The sequence below is a fragment of the Streptomyces microflavus genome (assembly GCF_014650075.1).
In the GTDB taxonomy this organism is placed as follows: Bacteria; Actinomycetota; Actinomycetes; order Streptomycetales; family Streptomycetaceae; genus Streptomyces; species Streptomyces microflavus.
This window is the reverse complement of record NZ_BMUG01000002.1, coordinates 699,525-717,483: the sequence shown is the minus strand read 5'-3', so window position 1 is coordinate 717,483 and position 17,959 is coordinate 699,525. Positions and strand designations below refer to the sequence as shown.

The 17,959-nt window shown below is 70.9% G+C and carries 20 protein-coding genes and 1 tRNA gene; 17 read left to right on the top strand and 4 right to left on the bottom strand.

What is annotated here, in order from left to right; all coding sequences use genetic code 11:
• The first annotated feature begins 155 nt into the window (after positions 1 to 155).
• Positions 156 to 1,682 (top strand): M28 family metallopeptidase, encoded by a 1,527-nt coding sequence (locus IE264_RS08325; RefSeq protein ID WP_032760215.1) that lies wholly within the window; start codon positions 156 to 158, stop codon positions 1,680 to 1,682.
• Positions 1,683 to 1,869: 187 nt separating this feature from the next.
• Here the strand turns inward: IE264_RS08325 and IE264_RS08320 are convergent, their stop codons facing one another.
• The gene (locus tag IE264_RS08320; protein ID WP_032760217.1) at positions 1,870 to 2,190 is read right to left on the bottom strand and encodes a hypothetical protein; all 321 of its coding nucleotides are present in this window, start codon (positions 2,188 to 2,190) and stop codon (positions 1,870 to 1,872) included.
• A 342-nt stretch (positions 2,191 to 2,532) separates the two neighbouring features.
• Between IE264_RS08320 and IE264_RS08315 the strand changes: the two genes are divergently transcribed.
• On the top strand, positions 2,533 to 2,829 hold the full coding sequence (locus tag IE264_RS08315; protein WP_003967677.1) for a type II toxin-antitoxin system VapB family antitoxin: 297 nt from the start codon (positions 2,533 to 2,535) through the stop codon (positions 2,827 to 2,829).
• Positions 2,830 to 3,019: 190 nt separating this feature from the next.
• The gene (locus tag IE264_RS08310; protein ID WP_032760219.1) at positions 3,020 to 3,637 is read left to right on the top strand and encodes a LytR C-terminal domain-containing protein; all 618 of its coding nucleotides are present in this window, start codon (positions 3,020 to 3,022) and stop codon (positions 3,635 to 3,637) included.
• 141 nt (positions 3,638 to 3,778) lie between these two features.
• Here IE264_RS08310 and upp read toward each other — a convergent pair whose 3' ends face one another.
• Positions 3,779 to 4,414: a uracil phosphoribosyltransferase gene (gene upp, locus IE264_RS08305; protein WP_015610066.1), complete on the bottom strand. Its 636-nt coding sequence runs from the start codon at positions 4,412 to 4,414 to the stop codon at positions 3,779 to 3,781.
• Positions 4,415 to 4,516: 102 nt separating this feature from the next.
• Between upp and IE264_RS08300 the strand changes: the two genes are divergently transcribed.
• From IE264_RS08300 to IE264_RS08260, 9 genes are all read left to right on the top strand, one after another.
• Complete coding sequence (locus IE264_RS08300) at positions 4,517 to 4,759, top strand: hypothetical protein (RefSeq protein WP_032760279.1); 243 nt, start codon at positions 4,517 to 4,519, stop codon at positions 4,757 to 4,759.
• A 218-nt stretch (positions 4,760 to 4,977) separates the two neighbouring features.
• Entirely contained in the window at positions 4,978 to 5,580 is a 603-nt protein-coding gene (locus IE264_RS08295; protein WP_032760221.1) for a tRNA adenosine deaminase-associated protein, read from the top strand.
• A 227-nt stretch (positions 5,581 to 5,807) separates the two neighbouring features.
• Positions 5,808 to 6,236: a tRNA adenosine(34) deaminase TadA gene (tadA, locus tag IE264_RS08290; protein WP_015610063.1), complete on the top strand. Its 429-nt coding sequence runs from the start codon at positions 5,808 to 5,810 to the stop codon at positions 6,234 to 6,236.
• Positions 6,237 to 6,326: 90 nt separating this feature from the next.
• Positions 6,327 to 6,414: transfer RNA gene (locus IE264_RS08285), tRNA-Ser, on the top strand.
• Positions 6,415 to 6,895: 481 nt separating this feature from the next.
• Positions 6,896 to 7,060: a hypothetical protein gene (locus tag IE264_RS08280; protein WP_015610042.1), complete on the top strand. Its 165-nt coding sequence runs from the start codon at positions 6,896 to 6,898 to the stop codon at positions 7,058 to 7,060.
• A gap of 19 nt (positions 7,061 to 7,079) precedes the next feature.
• Complete coding sequence (locus IE264_RS08275) at positions 7,080 to 7,373, top strand: Dabb family protein (protein WP_015610041.1); 294 nt, start codon at positions 7,080 to 7,082, stop codon at positions 7,371 to 7,373.
• Between the two features lie 224 nt (positions 7,374 to 7,597).
• Positions 7,598 to 8,494 carry an RNA polymerase sigma factor SigF gene (locus IE264_RS08270; protein ID WP_373301908.1) on the top strand — a complete coding sequence of 299 codons (897 nt, stop codon included), beginning with the start codon at positions 7,598 to 7,600 and terminating at the stop codon, positions 8,492 to 8,494.
• Between the two features lie 234 nt (positions 8,495 to 8,728).
• Entirely contained in the window at positions 8,729 to 9,595 is an 867-nt protein-coding gene (locus IE264_RS08265; protein ID WP_015610039.1) for an RNA polymerase sigma factor SigF, read from the top strand.
• 80 nt (positions 9,596 to 9,675) lie between these two features.
• Positions 9,676 to 10,659 carry a hypothetical protein gene (locus IE264_RS08260; protein WP_229887441.1) on the top strand — a complete coding sequence of 328 codons (984 nt, stop codon included), beginning with the start codon at positions 9,676 to 9,678 and terminating at the stop codon, positions 10,657 to 10,659.
• A gap of 126 nt (positions 10,660 to 10,785) precedes the next feature.
• Here the strand turns inward: IE264_RS08260 and IE264_RS08255 are convergent, their stop codons facing one another.
• Positions 10,786 to 11,001 carry a hypothetical protein gene (locus IE264_RS08255; RefSeq protein ID WP_015610037.1) on the bottom strand — a complete coding sequence of 72 codons (216 nt, stop codon included), beginning with the start codon at positions 10,999 to 11,001 and terminating at the stop codon, positions 10,786 to 10,788.
• Positions 11,002 to 11,225: 224 nt separating this feature from the next.
• On the opposite strand from IE264_RS08255, the gene IE264_RS08250 reads away from it, so the two are divergent.
• From IE264_RS08250 to IE264_RS08230, 5 genes are all read left to right on the top strand, one after another.
• Entirely contained in the window at positions 11,226 to 11,738 is a 513-nt protein-coding gene (locus tag IE264_RS08250) for a MarR family winged helix-turn-helix transcriptional regulator (protein WP_015610036.1), read from the top strand.
• A gap of 127 nt (positions 11,739 to 11,865) precedes the next feature.
• Positions 11,866 to 14,298: an MFS transporter gene (locus tag IE264_RS08245; protein WP_459565680.1), complete on the top strand. Its 2,433-nt coding sequence runs from the start codon at positions 11,866 to 11,868 to the stop codon at positions 14,296 to 14,298.
• 277 nt (positions 14,299 to 14,575) lie between these two features.
• On the top strand, positions 14,576 to 15,394 hold the full coding sequence (locus IE264_RS08240; RefSeq protein ID WP_032760226.1) for a YceI family protein: 819 nt from the start codon (positions 14,576 to 14,578) through the stop codon (positions 15,392 to 15,394).
• A gap of 26 nt (positions 15,395 to 15,420) precedes the next feature.
• Positions 15,421 to 15,891 (top strand): PPOX class F420-dependent oxidoreductase, encoded by a 471-nt coding sequence (locus IE264_RS08235; protein WP_032760227.1) that lies wholly within the window; start codon positions 15,421 to 15,423, stop codon positions 15,889 to 15,891.
• A 35-nt stretch (positions 15,892 to 15,926) separates the two neighbouring features.
• Entirely contained in the window at positions 15,927 to 16,874 is a 948-nt protein-coding gene (locus IE264_RS08230; RefSeq protein ID WP_032760228.1) for an NAD(P)-dependent oxidoreductase, read from the top strand.
• Between the two features lie 99 nt (positions 16,875 to 16,973).
• Here the strand turns inward: IE264_RS08230 and IE264_RS08225 are convergent, their stop codons facing one another.
• A complete protein-coding gene (locus tag IE264_RS08225; RefSeq protein WP_051822042.1) occupies positions 16,974 to 17,780 on the bottom strand; it encodes a TetR/AcrR family transcriptional regulator in 807 nt (268 codons plus the stop codon).
• Positions 17,781 to 17,959 lie beyond the last annotated feature (179 nt).

Sequence of the window (17,959 nt, the reverse complement as noted above, 5' to 3'; positions counted from 1 at the left end):
GCACAGCCGGACAGAACAGTCGGCGGAAACGATCAAAAGCAGCCACTGCTGTTCCCAGGGGCCACCCCACTCGCTAGCTTTCGCAGCACATTCGTTCACACGTCCAGAACGTCTTGACCGGAAGGACTCTTGTGCACGCAACACGTCGCAGAGCCATGGCAGTTGTGGCCGCCACCGCTCTGGCCACGCCGCTCCTCCTGGGCGCCGCCCCGCACCACGGGCACTCGCACGGGTCCGGCCCCTCGAAAGAGGCGGCCAAGCTGTCCCGGGAGCTGGTGAAGAACGCGTCCGCGCGTGACGCCTACCGTCATCTCCAGCAGTTCCAGGCGATAGCCGACTCGGCCGGCGGTCACCGCGCGGCGGGATCGCTCGGCCACGACGCCTCGGCGGCGTACGTCTACCGGCAGCTCCAGCGGGCCGGGTACCAGGTCTCCTACGAGAGCTTCCGCTTCGATTACACGGAGACCCTGGCCGAAAAGCTCGCCGTGGTGTCGCCGACGTCCCGCGATGTGACGATCAAGGCGATGACCTTCACTCCGTCGACCAGGGTGGGCGGCCTGACGGCGGGACTCGTCGCCGTCCCCGTCGACGACACGTCCGGCTGCGAGGCGTCCGACTACGCCTCCGCCAACTTCACCGGCAAGATCGCGCTGATCAAGCGCGGCGGCTGCCCCTTCGCCGACAAGCAGGCGGCGGCAGCGACGGCCGGAGCGGCCGGAGCGGTCATCTACAACAACACCGAGGGCCTCCTGTCCGGCACGCTCGGCGACGCCACGGCCGGCAGGATCCCCACCGGCGGCGTCACCCAGGAGGAGGGCGCGGAACTCGTCGCCGACCTGGCCGCCGGCGAGGTCACGGTCTCCTTCGAGATCCGCCAGCTCCAGGAGGAGCGCACCACCCGCAACGTCATAGCCGAGACGCGCGGCGGCAACGCCGCGAAGACCGTGGTGCTCGGCGCCCACCTCGACTCCGTCACCGAGGGCCCCGGCATCAACGACAACGGCTCGGGCTCCGCCGGACTGCTCGAAGTGGCCCTGGAACTCGCCAAGTCGAAGAGCAAGCCCGCCAACAAGGTCCGGTTCGCCTGGTGGTCGGCCGAGGAGAACGGCCTGCTCGGCTCGGAGGCGTACGTCGCCGGGCTCTCCGAGAAGCAGCGCCAGCAGATCAAGCTCTACCTGAACTTCGACATGATCGCCTCGCCCAACGGCGTCCAGTTCGTCTACGACGGCGACGACTCCGACGGCGTCGGCGCGGGCCCCGGCCCGGAGGGCTCCGCCCAACTGGAGCGCGACATAAACAAGTTCCTCGACGGCAAGCGCAAGAAGCACGAGGGCACGGACTTCTCCGGCCGCTCGGACTACGGCCCGTTCATCGAGGTCGGCATCCCCTCCGGCGGTACGTTCACGGGCGCCGAGGGCTTCAAGACGGCGGCCCAGGCCAAGACCTACGGCGGGCAGGCGGGCGTGGCCTACGACCCGTGCTACCACGCGGCCTGCGACGACCTGGACAACATCGACATGCGGCACTTCGACGTCAACATCGACGTGATCGCCAACGCCGTCGGCACGTACGCCCACGACCTGCGCTCGCTGACCCGTCCGGTGACCCCGGCCCCCAGCACCGGCACGCCGGGCGGCGGCGGCGGTCTGCACGACGGCCACGGCCACGAGGTCACGGAGTAGGGCCTGCGTCATGGACTAGGGCCCATGCCCTGGACTAGGGCCCGTGTCCTGGAGCAGGGCCCATGCCCTGAAGTAGGGCACAGCGCGGCCCCGCAGGAGCAATCTCCTGCGGGGCCGTCGTGGTCCAGGACCGGACCCTGCCCGGTGCCTGCCGAACGGCGGACATCGCTTCAACAGGTCACGGACCTCACAGACCGGTGATGTCCCGCGCCCTCTTCAGCGCGGAGCCGAGCCTGTCCACCGCGGCACCGTGCCGCTTCGCGCGCTCAGCGACGTCCGCCGGCACCAGCCGCTCGGCGGTCCGCACGGCATGGGCGTCCGGGTCTCCGTAAGCGGTCTGCGGGCTCTCTCCCGTATCCGCGCAGTGCGTGGTGACTTCCTTGACCGCCTGGAGCACCACGGCCCGGTCCACGCCCGGCTGCATGGCCAGCCGCACCTGGAAGCGCGCCATCCACTTCTCGCGGGCCTTCTCCCCCGCCGCGTCCGCCGTCCGGTCCTTCCTTGCCACGCGCCCTCCCGGGGTGATCGACACAGCTGTACGTCGGGAGGTCAGACGCCTGAGTAAGGGAAAAGGTTCACGGGCAGGAAGCCGATGCCGAGGTGCCGCCCACGGCACACGGCACACGGCCCACCGCCCACCGCCCACCGCCCACCGCCCACCGCCCACCGCAGGCGAACGTCGGGCACCACCCGAAGGTCGGACACCACCCCGCCTGCGGCGTGCCCCACTCGTACGAGCGAACCCCTGTCCCGGTATCCAGCGCTATGCGGCGCTCTACGTCCTTTGCCGGGGCACCGCGGTGGGGTTCCCTGGCTGCGCCCGGAGCCCCTTGCCCGGTAGGCTTTCCGTGTGATCTTCAAGCGCATCGGAAATGGGAAGCCATACCCCGACCACGGCCGGGAATCCACCCGGCAGTGGGCGGATGTCGCGCCGCGTCCGGTTCGCCTGGACCAGCTCGTGACCACCAAGGGCCAGCTGGACCTGGAGACCCTCCTCGCCGAGGACTCCACGTTCTACGGCGACCTGTTCGCCCACGTCGTGAAGTGGCAGGGCGATCTGTACCTGGAGGACGGGCTGCACCGGGCGGTCCGGGCCGCGCTCCAGCAGCGTCAGGTGCTGCACGCGCGCGTCCTCGACCTGGGCTGAGACCGCCACACCAGAGGCACGCCCCGCGCACCCCTCCCACGACGCCTTACCACCCCCATGACGACCGCACGCGAATTCGGGCCTTTCGGGTGCTTTCGTGCTCATCCGGGTGCCATACGTTGATCATTTAGTACGCATCATCACCGGGTCGCACTACGCTGCCTCCATGAGCATGCTCACTCCCCCCGGCATGGGCGGAAAGTACCGCATCACGGGCGACACCTATCCCCGCATGCGCCGCCCCCGGCACCGCCGCAGAATCGTCCTCGCGGGCGTCTCGGCCGTGGTGGCCCTCGGCCTGGCCGGCTGGGGAACACTGCAGCTCATCGACGTCTTCACGGGCGGCGACAAGAGCGCCAGCGCGGCCGGTCACAGCCGCGACTGCCCCACGCCGAAGGCGGTGGCACCCGCCAAGGCGCTGCCCAAGCCGGCCGGCATCAAGGTCAACGTCTACAACGCGACGACGCGCAGCGGGCTCGCCAAGACCGCCGCGGAGGAGCTGAAGAAGCGCGGGTTCACCATCGGGGAGGTGGGCAACGCCCCGAAGGAGTACGACAAGAAGGTCCCCGGCCCCGGAGTGCTGCTCGGCGCCCCGACCGCGGCGGACGGCAGCTTCACCGTGCTGGGCACGCAGCTGCCGGGCACGGTGCAGAAGACCGACACCCGCAAGACGGCGGAGGTCGATCTGATCCTCGGCGCGAAGTTCAAGGCGTTCAGCACCCCGGCGGAGGCGACCGCCGCCATGACGGCGCTCACGAAGCCCTCCCCGGCCCCGTCCGACTCCTGCTCGACGACGAAGAGCGGCTGAGCGGCCCGCACCACGGACGCAGACGCACCGGTGCCCCTCCCGCAACGTACGAGCGGGAGGGGCACCGTCCTGTTCCTGAACCGTTCCTGCGACCGTCCGGCAGGCTGCGACCGTCCCGGTCGACCGTGACCGTCCGGTCGGCTAGTCCGCAGTCCCGTACATCCGGTCACCGGCGTCGCCGAGGCCCGGCACGATGTAGCCGTTCTCGTTGAGCCGCTCGTCGACGGAGGCGGTGACGACGGTGACGGGGGCGCCCGCCAGCTCGCGCTCCATCACCTCGACGCCCTCGGGCGCCGCGAGGAGCACGACGGCGGTGACGTCGTCGGCGCCGCGCTTGATCAGCTCGCGGATGGCCGCGACGAGGGTGCCGCCGGTGGCCAGCATCGGGTCGAGGACGTAGACCTGGCGGCCGGAGAGGTCCTCGGGCATCCGGGTCGCGTACGTCTCCGCCTGGAGCGTCTCCTCGTTGCGGATCATGCCGAGGAAGCCCACTTCGGCGGTGGGCAGCAGGCGCACCATGCCGTCCAGCATGCCGAGACCGGCGCGCAGGATCGGGACGACGAGGGGACGGGGGTGCGACAGCTTGACCCCCGTCGTGGGCGTCACCGGGGTCTCGATGTCGACCTGCTCGGTACGCACATCCCGGGTGGCCTCGTAGGCGAGAAGGGTGACCAGCTCGTCGGCGAGGCGCCGGAAGGTCGGGGAGTCGGTGCGCTTGTCGCGCAGCGTGGTCAGTTTGTGCGCCACCAGCGGGTGGTCGACGACGTGGATCCGCATGCGTCAACAGTAACCGCGCCTTCCGGCACTCTGCGCTGGCATCAACCACCTGTTCGGGGGGAAGGTGGGGGCATACGGACCCAGCGTTGGGGTGGTGTGTCGATGGCGGACGGGGAACAGCGGCGGAACCCGGTCTCACGCGCAGTGAGCGACGCGCGCGAACCGCGCGACACGACGGGTGAGGCCGCGGACGCGCAGGAGAGTGACACGGCCCGCCGCCGGAGGCGCGCCCAGTTCCTCCGTGAGCTCCACGAGGCCAAGCAGCTCCGCGACCGGGTCCAGCCGCGCAGGGCCCGTGCCGCCCGTATGCGGCAACAGATGCGGATGCGCACGTTCCGTTGGTGAAGCCGTCCCGTACCACCGGCGCACTCCCCCTCTGATCGGGTCCGTCAGGGAGACGGCCGACCAGGCACTCCTGGAACTGATGGCCGACGCAACGGCCGAAGAGGTCTCGCCCGGCGCTTGTTTCTGCCACGATGCCGATTGGGCGGGGCTCAGGACAGACGGATCGCCGTCTGCCCTCCCGTCGGACCGATTCGCCTATGACCAGTGGGAGAGTCACGGTGTACTTCGCCGCACTGCTCGCGCGCACCGAAGACGGGTGGGAAGCGAGCGATACAGAGCTCGACGATGTGGAGACCCTGTCCGACCTGACGGATCTGGCCCAGGAGGCCTCGGTGGACGAGGACACGGTCCTGGTCTACATCGAGCAGGAGGACGCCTGGTTCGGCATCCTCCGGGTGGACGGTGAGGAGGACCCCCGTATCTACGTCTCGGACGCGTCCGCCGCCGCCCGCTCCTCCTACGGGGAGATCCTGCTCACCGACGAACTGCTCGGCCGGGAACCAGGGGCCGAGGACGAGATCGCCGCGCTGGAAGAGCTCGTCGACCTCGACGGCACGGAGGACGGCGACCCGGACGTTCCGGCCGGGCCGGCCGGAACCGCCGCCGACCGGCAAGCCCATCCCCCTTCTCATCCCGATACCGATTCCGACCCCGATACCGGCACCGATCCGGACGCCGTACCGGCGGGCCCGATCGGCGAGCTGGGCATCCTCGCCGACTTCGGGGTCTCCGAGAAGGACCTGCTGACGCTGCGAACCGACGCGCTGACGGAGATCGCCGACGCGCTGGGAGCGGCCGAGGTGCTGGAGGCCGTCCGCTAGGAGGTGTCCGGCACTGACCGGGAGGTCTCCGGCCCCGACCGGGTCGGTCCGTCTCCTTCCCCTCCCCCTCCCCTCCCCTCCCCTCCCCTCCCCTCCCCTCCCCTCCCCTCCCCGTCCGTTAAGGTCCGCGGGTGACCGCACGACCGCCCGACCCCTCACCCCGGCCCGTCCCGGATGCCGTACGCGTACCCGAGCCCGACCCCGTACGCGATCCGTGGCAGGCCCCGATGCGCCGCGCCCTGGCCGAGGCCGAGCGGGCGGCGTCGGCCGGCGACGTCCCGGTCGGCGCCGTCGTGCTCGGCCCCGACGGCACTGAGCTCGCCGCCGCCCACAACGAGCGCGAGGCCACCGGCGACCCGACCGCCCACGCCGAGATCCTGGCCCTGCGCCGGGCGGCCGAGGCGGTGGGCGAGTGGCGCCTGACCGGCTGCACGCTGGTGGTCACCCTGGAGCCCTGCACGATGTGCGCGGGCGCCCTGGTCCAGTCCCGGGTGGCCCGGGTCGTCTACGGAGCCCGCGACGAGAAGGCGGGCGCGGCCGGCTCCCTCTGGGACGTCATCCGCGACCGCCGCCTGAACCACCGCCCGGAGGTGATCGCCGGCGTCCTGGAGGACGACTGCGCGACCCAGCTGACGGCATTCTTCCGCACGCTCTGACCGGGCACGGCCCCGCCACCTGACCAGGTACGGCTCCGCCTCCGAGAACCGATTTCTGTGCACACCCCGGGATGGTCTAAGCTCTCTCTCGGTAGCGTGTCCGAGCGGCCGAAGGAGCTCGCCTCGAAAGCGAGTGTGGCGTAACCCGTCACCGTGGGTTCAAATCCCACCGCTACCGCTTCTGACACCCCCTTGATCTGCGGAGACGCGGTCAAGGGGGTGTTCTGCGTCCGGGACATCTCGTCACGGGTCTTCGTACACCCGCGAGAAGTCAGCGCGAGAAGTCAGCGCGAGAAGTCAGCGCGAAGAGTCAGGTCGGGGGAAGCGGCGTCGGGGGGACAAGCCGCTTCCCCCGATGAGAACAGGGCTCCTGGTCGGCCGCCGCGGTCGGGGGGAAGTCGCGCGGCGGTGACACTGCGGAGGGGCCTGTTCCGGCCCTCCGGTTCCTGCCAGGTCCGGGAGGGCCGGAGTCCATCCTGCCGTGGGGCAGAAGCCGCATCGGCGGGCAAAGGGCCTTGATGGGTGGGCCCTAGGTCCTTAAAGGGCGTATCAGTGATCGGGAGCAGCCACTGGATACGGCCATACGTGCGGATACAATCTGCCGATCGCACGCGAGGTCCAGGCAAGGTCCAGGCGGGGTCTACGGGGAGGCAAGGGCAGTGGCGCAAGCGAGGAAGATCGCGCTCTACATAGTGGTGGTCTTCGTGCTGTACACGATCATCACCTCGCCCGAACGGGCCGCCGACCTCGTAGGGGTAGGGTTCGAAGGCGTTTCCAGCGCCGCTCAGGGCGTCGGCGACTTCATGACCGAACTGGTGAAGTAGCGAAGCAGTAGGGGTACCGATGATCCGCCACCTGGTCCTGTTCAAGCTGAACGAAGGCGTCGAGCGGGACGATCCGCGGGTCGTCGCCGGGGACCGCGCCTTCCGGGAGCTGGCGGGGCAGGTTCCTGAGCTGGAGTTCTGGGAGTGCGCCTGGAACATCACCGACCGGCCGATCGCGTACGACTACGCCATCAACTCCGCCGTCGCCGACGAGGACGCCCTCAAGCGCTACATCGAGCACCCGGCCCACCAGGCCGCCGCGGGCCAGTGGCGCGAATTCGCCACTTGGGTGATCGCGGACTATCCCTTCTGATCCCCTCCCGCGCGCAGACGCGGGACCGGTTCCACCTGACCCCTCGCCCTCCGGCGGGGGGTTTCTTCGTCCTGTTTAAACCTTTATGACCTCAACACGGCACTTTGCGGTGCTTGCACACAGTGGACATGTCTTGTGATGCTATGACCGCTTTTGACGGATGAGTTGACCGTAGTTGACCGCGAAGGGGTGGCGTCACCGTGCCGGCCAGTACAGCGCCTCAAGTGCCTCCCCAGTCCGTCCAGCCATCCCCGGCCGCCTCCGCGGCGCCTCCGGCCGCCGTCCAGGCCGCTCGGGTGGCCCCGTCCGAGGAGATCCAGACCGAGACCCCGGACCCCACCACCCCGCCCGCCAGAACCCGCGGGGCGGACACCAGGGCCCTCACCCAGGTGCTCTTCGGTCAGCTCAAGGACCTGGAGCCCGGCACCCCGGAACACGGCCGCGTCCGGGCCGCCCTCATCGAGGCGAACCTCCCCCTCGTCCGGTACGCCGCCGCCCGCTTCCGCAGCCGCAACGAGCCGATGGAGGACGTCGTCCAGGTCGGCACCATCGGCCTGATCAACGCCATCGACCGCTTCGACCCGGAACGCGGCGTCCAGTTCCCCACGTTCGCGATGCCCACCGTCGTCGGCGAGATCAAGCGCTACTTCCGCGACAACGTGCGCACCGTCCACGTCCCCCGCCGACTGCACGAGCTCTGGGTCCAGGTCACCGGCGCCACCGAGGACCTGACGACGGCTCACGGGCGCTCCCCCACCACCGCCGAGATCGCCGAGCGGCTGAAGATCTCCGAGGACGAGGTGCTCGCCTGCATCGAGGCCGGGCGCTCGTACCACGCGACCTCACTGGAAGCCGCTCAGGAGGGCGACGGGCTGCCGGGGCTGCTCGACCGGCTCGGTTACGAGGACCCCGCGCTCGCCGGAGTCGAGCACCGTGACCTCGTACGCCACCTCCTCGTCCAGCTCCCCGAGCGCGAGCAGCGCATCCTTCTCCTGCGCTACTACAGCAACTTGACCCAGTCTCAGATCAGCGCCGAACTAGGCGTCTCCCAGATGCATGTGTCAAGGCTTCTGGCCAGAAGTTTCGCCCGACTGAGGTCCGCAAACAGGATCGAGGCGTAACCGGAACGGGTAGACCCTCCAGAGATCGGTTCTGACGGCATAAAAGCCCTACACCCCCTGTTTCCAGGGCGGATTCAGCGCTAACTTGTCGACATGTCACTACAGCGTGTTGCCGACATGTGACATTCTGCTCGAAGCGCGTTTGCCGCAGCCCCGCCTCCGGTATTCAGGTGGAGGCTGCGTTCCTCCGATGGTCGCGGCCACCGCGACCGTCCGCGACCTCAAGGGGGTGGCATGTCCGCAGAACAGGGCAGCTCGAAGGTGCTCACGCTCACGAAGAGCGTGCCGGCACCCGCCGTGCTCACCAGCTCGCCGGAAGCCATCGACACCCGCACTCTGTCCCGCTCCCTGTTCCTGCGGCTCGCCGCGCTCGGCCCCGCTTCGGGTCCCGAGGGAACGGACAGTCCGGAGCGGACCTATGTGCGGGACACGCTCATCGAGCTCAACCTCCCGCTGGTGCGTTACGCAGCGGCGCGGTTCCGCAGCCGTAACGAACCGATGGAGGACATCGTCCAGGTCGGCACGATCGGCCTGATCAAGGCGATCGACCGGTTCGACTGCGAACGGGGCGTGGAGTTCCCGACGTTCGCGATGCCGACCGTCGTGGGCGAGATCAAACGCTTCTTCCGCGACACCTCCTGGTCCGTACGGGTGCCCCGGCGCCTCCAGGAGCTGCGGCTCGCGCTGACGAAGACCAGCGACGAGCTGGCCCAGAAGCTCGACCGCTCCCCGACCGTGCCGGAGCTCGCGAAGGCCCTCGGGGTCTCCGAGGAGGACGTGGTCGACGGTCTCGCCGTCGGCAACGCGTACACCGCCTCCTCGCTCGACTCCCCCTCGCCCGAGGACGACGGCGGCGAGGGCTCCCTCGCCGACCGCCTCGGTTACGAGGACGCGGCCCTGGAGGGCGTCGAGTACCGCGAGTCGCTGAAGCCGCTGCTGGCCAAACTCGCCCCGCGCGAGCGCCAGATCATCATGCTGCGGTTCTTCGCCAACATGACCCAGTCGCAGATCGGCGAGGAGGTCGGCATCTCCCAGATGCACGTCTCCCGGCTGCTCACCCGCACCCTCGCCCAGCTCAGGGAAGGGCTCATCTCCGACTGAGGCCCGGCCGGAAGCCCCGTCACGTCGTGAGCCCTTGCACGAGGGTTCAGATTTGACGGGGCGTCAGACACACTGGCGCGATGCGACGTCAGATGCGTCAGACCCGGCAGCCCCGTCAGACCCGTCGGATACGTCAGGCACGCCGGACACTCGGTCCCAACGGCCGCCGGGGCACCGTGATCGCCGCCTCGGCGGTCGCGCTGTGTCTGGGCGGCGGTCTCCTCGTCGGCTGCGGGGGCGGCCCCGGGGACGGTTACGTGGCGGTGGGCGCCGCCGGCAGTGGGCCCGAGCGGTCCACGGGCGGGGCCGAGGAGCCGTCGGGGAAGGTCACGCTGGTCCCGTTGGACGGCGGCGCGGAGGAGGACGGGAGCGGGGGCGGAGCCGGCGGCCGTGGCGGCAGCCGGAGCCCAGGAGCCCCATCCGGAGACCCCGGCGGCGCCGACACAGCCGACGGGCGTACGGGAGGACCCGGCGCGCAGCCCGCCGGCTCCGGCCCGGGAGACGGCCCGGAAGGCAGCTCGGGAGACGGCCCGGCAGGTGGCGCGAGCGGAGAGCGTACGGGGGTGCCCGGCGGGCCCGGGTCGGGGCCAGGGGCCACCACCGGCACCGGAGCGAAGCCGGACCGGCCCTCGAAGCCCCCGAAGCCCCCGGGGAGCGGGTCCACGCCCTCGGCCCCCAGCAGCCCCAAGCCCGGCGGCGGAGGCGGAGGCGGCACGACCAGCCCTCCTTCCCCCGCCAAACCCACTCCTCCCCCCACACCCGCCGCGCTGAAGCTCAGCGCCCCGCAACGCGCGCTGGCGGACAAGCGGTGGTGCGAGAAGGTCACCGTGGAGTTCCGCAACACCGGCGGCACCCCGGCCCGCTCGGGAACCATCGCCTTCGCCACGCACATCATCGGGGCCCTGGGCGTCGACTGGGCGACCATCAGATCCAGCCAGCCGCTGCCCGCCCCGATAGCGGCAGGCGCGACGAGGTCGCAGACGTACACGGTCTGCCTGGAGTCCTGGCGGGTGCCCCTGGGGATGCGCGTCGAGACCCAGGACGTCTCCGCCGTGTGGGAGTGAACCCCGAGCGCGACGACGGATGCGTACGGAAACGCCCGTGGGGCGGGCGGTGGCCGCGCGGGCGCGGTTCCACCGTCCGCCCCACGGGCGTTCAGGCCGTCATACGTCTTCGAGTGGGTCGGTGCGTCAGCCCAGTGCGAGCCACGCCACCGCGCCGAGGACGACGACGACCGCGACGACGATCGCGATCACCCCGGCCTTCGGCCCGGAAGAGGTCGCCGCGGGCTGCTGCCGGCGCTGCGGCTCGCCCTCGTCGACGAAGGCGCGGAACATCTGGGTGCTGCCCGCCGGATCAGGGGTGCCCTCGGGGCCCGGCTGAGGGGCGTGGGGGTTGTGTGCCATGGGGCAGGACCCTAGCGAACTCGGGCCTGCCGCCCAACCCCCGGGCCACCCGGCACCCCTCCCGAGCGGCGGCGGAGCGCACGGAAATCGGGCTTGACCGGGACCCTACGGAGGCTTTTACGTTCCTTTACTTCTGCAAGCCCGTTTTCGTTTGCCTGTAGCAACCAACGGCTTCTATGGTTGCCCTAAGCAACAACATAGGCATCAGTGCGTTGGGGGGTCCCGTGGCCGCACGGAGTCGGTACGAGGAACTGGCCCGGCAGCTCAGCGCCGTCGGGGCCGTCAAGCGGGGACTTGCCCGCGCACTGCCCCCCGAGTGTCCCGGTGGCTCCGCCGCCGTGCTGACGCTCCTGGACCGGCACGGCGAGATGCGGATCAGCAGACTCGCCGAGCTGATGGCCGTGGACCTCTCGGTGACCAGTCGCCACGTGGCCCATGTGGCCGAGCGCGGCTGGATCGAGCGGTCCCCCGACCCGGCGGACAAGCGGTCCCGCATCCTGCGGCTGACCCCCGGCGGTCACGCGCAGCTCGACGAGCTGACGCGGCGGACCACCGAGATGTTCGCCCGCAACCTTGCCGACTGGACCGACGAGGACGTCGGCCGGCTCAACACGCTGCTGTCCCGGCTGCGCGACAGCTTCGCCTGTCGCGGACCCGGTGGCTGTGCCCCCGGAAGCCACTCCGGCGAGTGCCGGAACGGGCTCGGCGACGACGCGTACACCCGTACATCTGTTTAACAGAAGCAAACACGCACGGATAAGGAACTCAATGGCTACGACCACACCGACCGGTGTGCGGGGCGGCCACGCCAAGCACGGAGGGCACGGGGGCCACAGCGGCTCCGGTGCCCCCGACGGCACGCCGATGACCCACCGGCAGATCATGGAAGCGCTGACCGGGCTGCTGCTCGGCATGTTCGTCGCGATCCTGTCGTCGACGGTCGTTTCCAACGCCCTCCCCGAGATCATCTCCGACCTCGGCGGCGGGCAGAGCGCCTACACCTGGGTCGTCACGGCCTCGCTGCTGGCCATGACCGCGACCACGCCCCTGTGGGGCAAGCTCTCGGACCTGTTCAGCAAGAAGCTGCTGGTCCAGATAGCCCTCGTCATCTACGTTCTGGGATCGGTCGTCGCCGGTCTGTCGACCAGCAGCGGGATGCTCATCGCCTGCCGGGTCGTCCAGGGCATCGGCGTCGGCGGTCTCTCCGCCCTCGCGCAGATCGTGATGGCCGCGATGATCGCCCCGCGCGAGCGCGGCCGCTACAGCGGCTACCTGGGCGCGGTCTTCGCCGTCGCCACCGTCGGCGGCCCGCTGCTCGGCGGTGTCATCACCGACACCAGCTGGATGGGCTGGCGCTGGTGCTTCTACGTGGGTGTGCCGTTCGCGATCATCGCCCTCATCGTGCTCCAGAAGACCCTGAAGCTCCCGGTCGTCAAGCGCGAGGGCGTCAAGGTCGACTGGACCGGCGCGTTCTTCATCAGCGCCGCCGTCTCGCTCCTGCTGGTCTGGGTGACCTTCGCGGGTGACAAGTACGACTGGCTGTCGTGGCAGACGTACGTCATGGTCGCGGGCTCTGTCCTGCTCGGCCTGATCTTCGTCTTCACCGAGTCGCGGGCCAAGGAACCGATCATTCCGCTGCGCCTCTTCCGCAACCGCACCATCACCCTGGCGTCCATCGCCTCGCTCTTCGTCGGCATCGCGATGTTCGCGGGCACGGTCTTCTTCAGCCAGTACTTCCAGCTCGCGCGCGGCAAGTCGCCGACGATGTCCGGCGTCATGACCATCCCGATGATCACGGGCCTCTTCCTCTCCTCGACCATCTCCGGTCAGGTCATCACCAAGACGGGCCGCTGGAAGGCATGGCTGGTCAGCGGTGGCTTCCTGGTCACCGCGGGGCTCGGGCTGCTCGGCACGATCCGGTACGACACCGAGTACTGGCACGTCGCGGTCTACATGTTCGTCATGGGTCTCGGCATCGGCATGATGATGCAGAACCTGGTCCTCGCGACGCAGAACCAGGTCGCTCCCGAGGACCTCGGTTCCGCGAGCTCCGTCGTCACCTTCTTCCGGTCCCTCGGCGGCGCGATCGGCGTCTCGGCGCTCGGTGCCGTCCTCGGCAACCGCGTCACGCAGTACGTCAAGGAGGGCCTCGCCGACCTCGGTCCCGAGGGCGCCAAGCTCGGCCACGGCGGTACGGGCGGCGGGGGCATCCCCGACCTGGACAAGCTGCCCGAGCCGTTCCGCCTGGTCATGGAGGCCGCGTACGGGCACGGCGTCGGCGACGTCTTCCTGTACGCCGCTCCGTGCGCGCTGGTCGCCTTCATCGTGACGCTCTTCATCAAGGAGGTCGCTCTGAAGACCAGCGCCGGGAACGACAGCCAGAGCGGCACCCAGGAGACCGCCCCCGTGGCCGCTCCGGTGGAAGCGGACGTTCCGGCTGCCGTCGGCGCCACCGCTCTCGTCTCCGAGGGCGCGGCCGGGGTCACCTCCATCGACACGGCCGATGCCGCCACCTCGTACGAGACCGTCCAGGGCACGCCCGTACAGGGTGTCGTGCGCGGCGCCGAAGGGGCTCCGGTCGCCCGTGCGGCCGTCACACTGATCTCGCTGGGCGGCCGGCAGCTGGGGCGTTCCGTCGCCCGGGCCGACGGCGGGTACACCCTGGACGCGCCGGGCTCCGGCAGCTACGTCCTGATCGCCTCCGCCGACGGTTTCCAGCCGCAGGCGTCCACGGTGGTCGTCGGCGAGGAGCCGCTGGCCTTCGACATCCTGCTCTCCGGTACGAGCGGACTGGCCGGAAACGTCAGGGCCGCCGAGGCCGGTACGCCGGTCGAGGGCGCGATGGTCATCGTGACCGACGTACGCGGCGATGTGCTGGCCACCGGGACGTCCGGCCGGACCGGGGAGTTCGCGTTCGGCGAGCTGGTCCCGGGCTCCGTGACCGTCGCGGTCAACGCGGCCGGGTTCCGCCCGCTGGCGCTGCCGGTGGAGATCGGCGGCCAGGGCGTCACCCGCGTCGAGGCCGCACTGCGGTCCGGTGCGCTGGTCCAGGGCGTCGTACGGGCCGGGTCCGCCCGGGCCCCGCTGGCCGACGCCCGGGTCACGCTGATCGACGCGGCGGGCAACGTGGTCGCCACCGCGACGACCGGCGAGGACGGCGCGTACGCCTTCGCCGACCTGGACGCGGGCGAGTACTCGGTCATCGCGACCGGCTACCCGCCGGTGGCCGGATCCCTCACCGTCAGCGGTCCGGGAGTCGACGGGCACGACATCGAACTCGCCCACCCGGGCGAGTGATCGACCCCGACGGATCGGACCCGTCGGATTGATCCCTTCAGTACGGGCGCGCGTGCACCTATAGGGATGCGCGTGAACACGTGAAGGGATCGCGAAGACCCCTGGTCGGACGGCACTTCTTGCGGAGAGGCTGTCGCGACCAGGTGGAAATGGGCCCCGGAGGTGGGTACGGCAGGCAGGGGACGGCCTGCCGTGTTCGCCCCGGGGCCCGACTCATGTGCCCCGGGGCGGCGGAGCAGACCGCCCGCGGGTCATCGAGCTAGGAGAAGAGATACGGATGGCACTTCGCGCACAGGTACGGACGCGGGACGGCTGGGCGGTCCAGCACGCCGTCGTGACGGTCACCGACATGACCGGCACCCAGGTGCTGCGGGCCGCGGCCGACGAGGACGGGGCCGTCCGCACGGACGGGTCCCTGCCGGCCGGCGCGTACACGGTGATCGTCACGGCGGTCGGGTACGCCCCCACCGCCTCCACCGCCCTCGTCACGGCGCGCGGCCGGATCGAGGGCGGGCAGATCGTGCTGGCCCGCCAGGGCGGGGTGGAGCTCCCGCCGCCGGGCGCCTGGTCCCTGGACCCGGCCCACTCCTCGGTCGGCGCGGTCGCCCAGCACCTGGGGATCTCCAGCGTGCACGGCCGGTTCACCGACTTCGGCGGCCGGATCACGATCGCCGAGGACGTCTCCCGATCCCGGGTCGACGCGGTGATCGGCGCGGCGAGCATCGACACCGGCAACGGCATGCGGGACAAGCACCTGCGCTCGCCCGACTTCCTGGACGTGGACCGGTACCCGGAGATCACCTACCGCTCCACCGGCCTCACCCCGGCCGGCCCCGACCGCTGGAGCGTCCACGGCGAGCTGACCATGCACGGCGTCTCCCGCCCGGTCGGCCTGGACCTCAGCTACCTCGGCACCGGGCCCGACCCGTGGGGCGGGGTGCGCGCCGCCTTCCACGCCACCGCCGAGCTGCGCCGGGACGACTTCGCGATGAACTACAACCAGGTCGTCCAGGCGGGCATCTCCGCGATCGGCACGACCCTGCGCGTGGAGCTGGACATCCAGGCGGTCCAGGGCGAGGCGCTGCCCCAGCAGTGACCGGGGGCGGTCGTAGGGTGGTGGGCATGGCTCCCAACATCGCGACCAACACCGCCGTGGAACTCGATGAGTTGCTGGCGTTCGTACGGCCCCGACACCGGGCGATCCTGCTCACCACCCGGGCCGACGGCCGCCCCCAGGGCTCCCCGCTGACCTGCGGGGTCGACGACTCGGGCCGGATCGTCATGTCGACGTACCCGGAACGCGCCAAGACCCGCAACGCCAAGCGCGACGAGCGGGTCAGCGTGATCGTCCTCTCCGACGCGTGGGACGGGCCGTGGGTGCAGATCGACGGCTCGGCGGAAGTGCTCGACGTCCCCGAATCGGTCGAGCCGCTCGTCGAGTACTTCCGGAACATCTCCGGTGAGCACCCGGACTGGGACGAGTACCGGGCCGCCATGGTGAAGCAGGGCAAGTCGATCATCCGGGTCACCCCGGAGCGCTGGGGCCCCGTCGCGACCGGCGGCTTCCCGGCCCACCTGGCACCGGGCACGTGACAGGCGCGGTGCCGGGGACGCCGAGGACGCGAGAGGTGGTGCCCGCTCCTGAACTCCTCGCGCGGGCCCGGCTGCTGGTCGCTCCCGAGCTGAGCGCCCCTCTCGTACGGGAGTTGGAGCGGATCACCGGCCGGGGCGCCGAGCCCCTGGGGGACGGGGAGCCGGCCGCCGGGCCCCTCCTCTGCGTGGGAGCCGCGCTGCCCGGTGGGCTGCGTACCGACCGGCTGCTCTGGTTCCACAGCGTCAACGCCGGTACGGACCCGCTGCTCGCCGCAGGACCCTGGCCCGCCGGAGCGCTGCTGACCCGGACCGTGGGGCGGATGGGCGAGCGGATCGCCCAGTACGTCCTGGGCTGGGTGCTCGCCGAGTGCCAGTCCGTCCCCGAGTTCACCGCCCAGCACGCCCGCGCGCACTGGGAGCGCCTCCCTACGGAGCTCGTCGCCGGGCAGACCGCCCTGATCTACGGAACCGGGCGCATCGGCGCGGCCGTCGCCGGGCTGCTGCGCGGCTGTGGCGTCCGCACGGTGGGCGTGGCCCGCACCGCGCGGACCGGGCCGCCCCCGCCGGGCTTCGACCGGGTGATCGGGGCGGAAGAGGACGCCGGGGAGCTGGTGGGCGCCCGGTGGGTGATCTCCGCCCTGCCGTTGACCGGGGCGACGCAGGGCTTCTTCGGGACGGGCCGGTTCGCGGCGGTGCGGCGGGCGACGTTCGTCAACGTGGGCCGGGGCGCGACGGTGGACATGGGGGCGCTGGAGACCGCGCTGCGGGACGGCCGGGTGCGGCGGGCGGTGCTGGACGTGCTGCCCGAGGAGCCCGCCGCGCCCACGGACCCGGTCTGGCGGCTGCCCCGTACGGTGATCACCTCGCACTCCGCGGGGATCACCGCCGACGAGGACGTGGCCCGGGACTTCACCGCGTGCTGGGAAGCCGTGGCGGCGGGACGGCGACCGGAGCTGGCGGTGGACACGGGGCGCGGATACTGAGCAGTGGTTGGGGCTGCTGAGCCGTGGTTGAGGCTGCTGAGCCGTTGTTGAGGGCTACTGAGCCGTTGTCGGGGGCGTGGCTTCTGAGGACGAGCCGGGTCACTGAGCCGTCGTCGGGGCGCCCGCCCGCTCGCACATCGCCTCGATGCCCGCGATCAGCAGGTCCAGCGCGAAGACGAAGTCCCGTTCGCGCATCTCCTCGACCGTGTCGCCGCCCCGCGCCGCCATCAGGTCGTCGGAGGACTCGACGATCTTCCTCAGGTGCGGCTGGGCCCGGATCGTGCCCATCGCGTGCCGGTGGTACTCGTCCTGGGTGAGCCCGGTCGCGTCGCACCGCGCCTTGAAGTGGCCCTCGACGGTGCCGAATCCGTACACGAACTGGAAGCACGCCGAGAGCGCGCCCGTCTGCCGTTCCAGGGGCAGGCCGGTGGCGCGGATGACATCCATGACGGCGGACGAGAACAGCACAGAGTTCGGGCCGATGTTGAGGAAGGTACCGGCGAGCGGGGAGATCCAGATGTGCCGGACGAGCAGTTCGCGGTAGCTGCGGGCCAGGTCGCGGAGCCGCTCCCGCCAGTCGGCGTCCTCCCGCGGGGGGGCGATCTCCGCGTAGACCGCGTCGAGCGCCAGCTCCAGGAGGTCGTCCTTGGTGTCGACGTACCAGTAGAGGGACATCGCGGTGACGTCCAGCTCGGCGGCGAGCCGGCGCATGGAGAACTTGGCGAGGCCCTCGGCGTCCAGCAGCCGTACCGACGCCTCGGTGATCCGGTTGCGGTCCAGGCCGGCGGGGGACTCGGTCCTGCGGGTGCGCGAGGGGGTCCGTCGATCGAGCCACACGCTGGTCCGCGCGGGGTCCTTCGCGGGGTCCTTCGCGGGGTTCGTCACACGGTCGGACGCGGACACCATGGCGCACTCTCCTCGTCTTGCGGGGACCGCCCCCGCCGGTACGGTCCTGCCGATACGGCCCTGCCCTGCCGGTACGGTCGGCCTGTGCGGGCGTACGGCCCCGACTGCCCTGCCGGTACGGCCTGCCCCGACTTGCCCTGCCGGTAGGGCGGCGTACCGGACGTCCACGGTCCGGTACG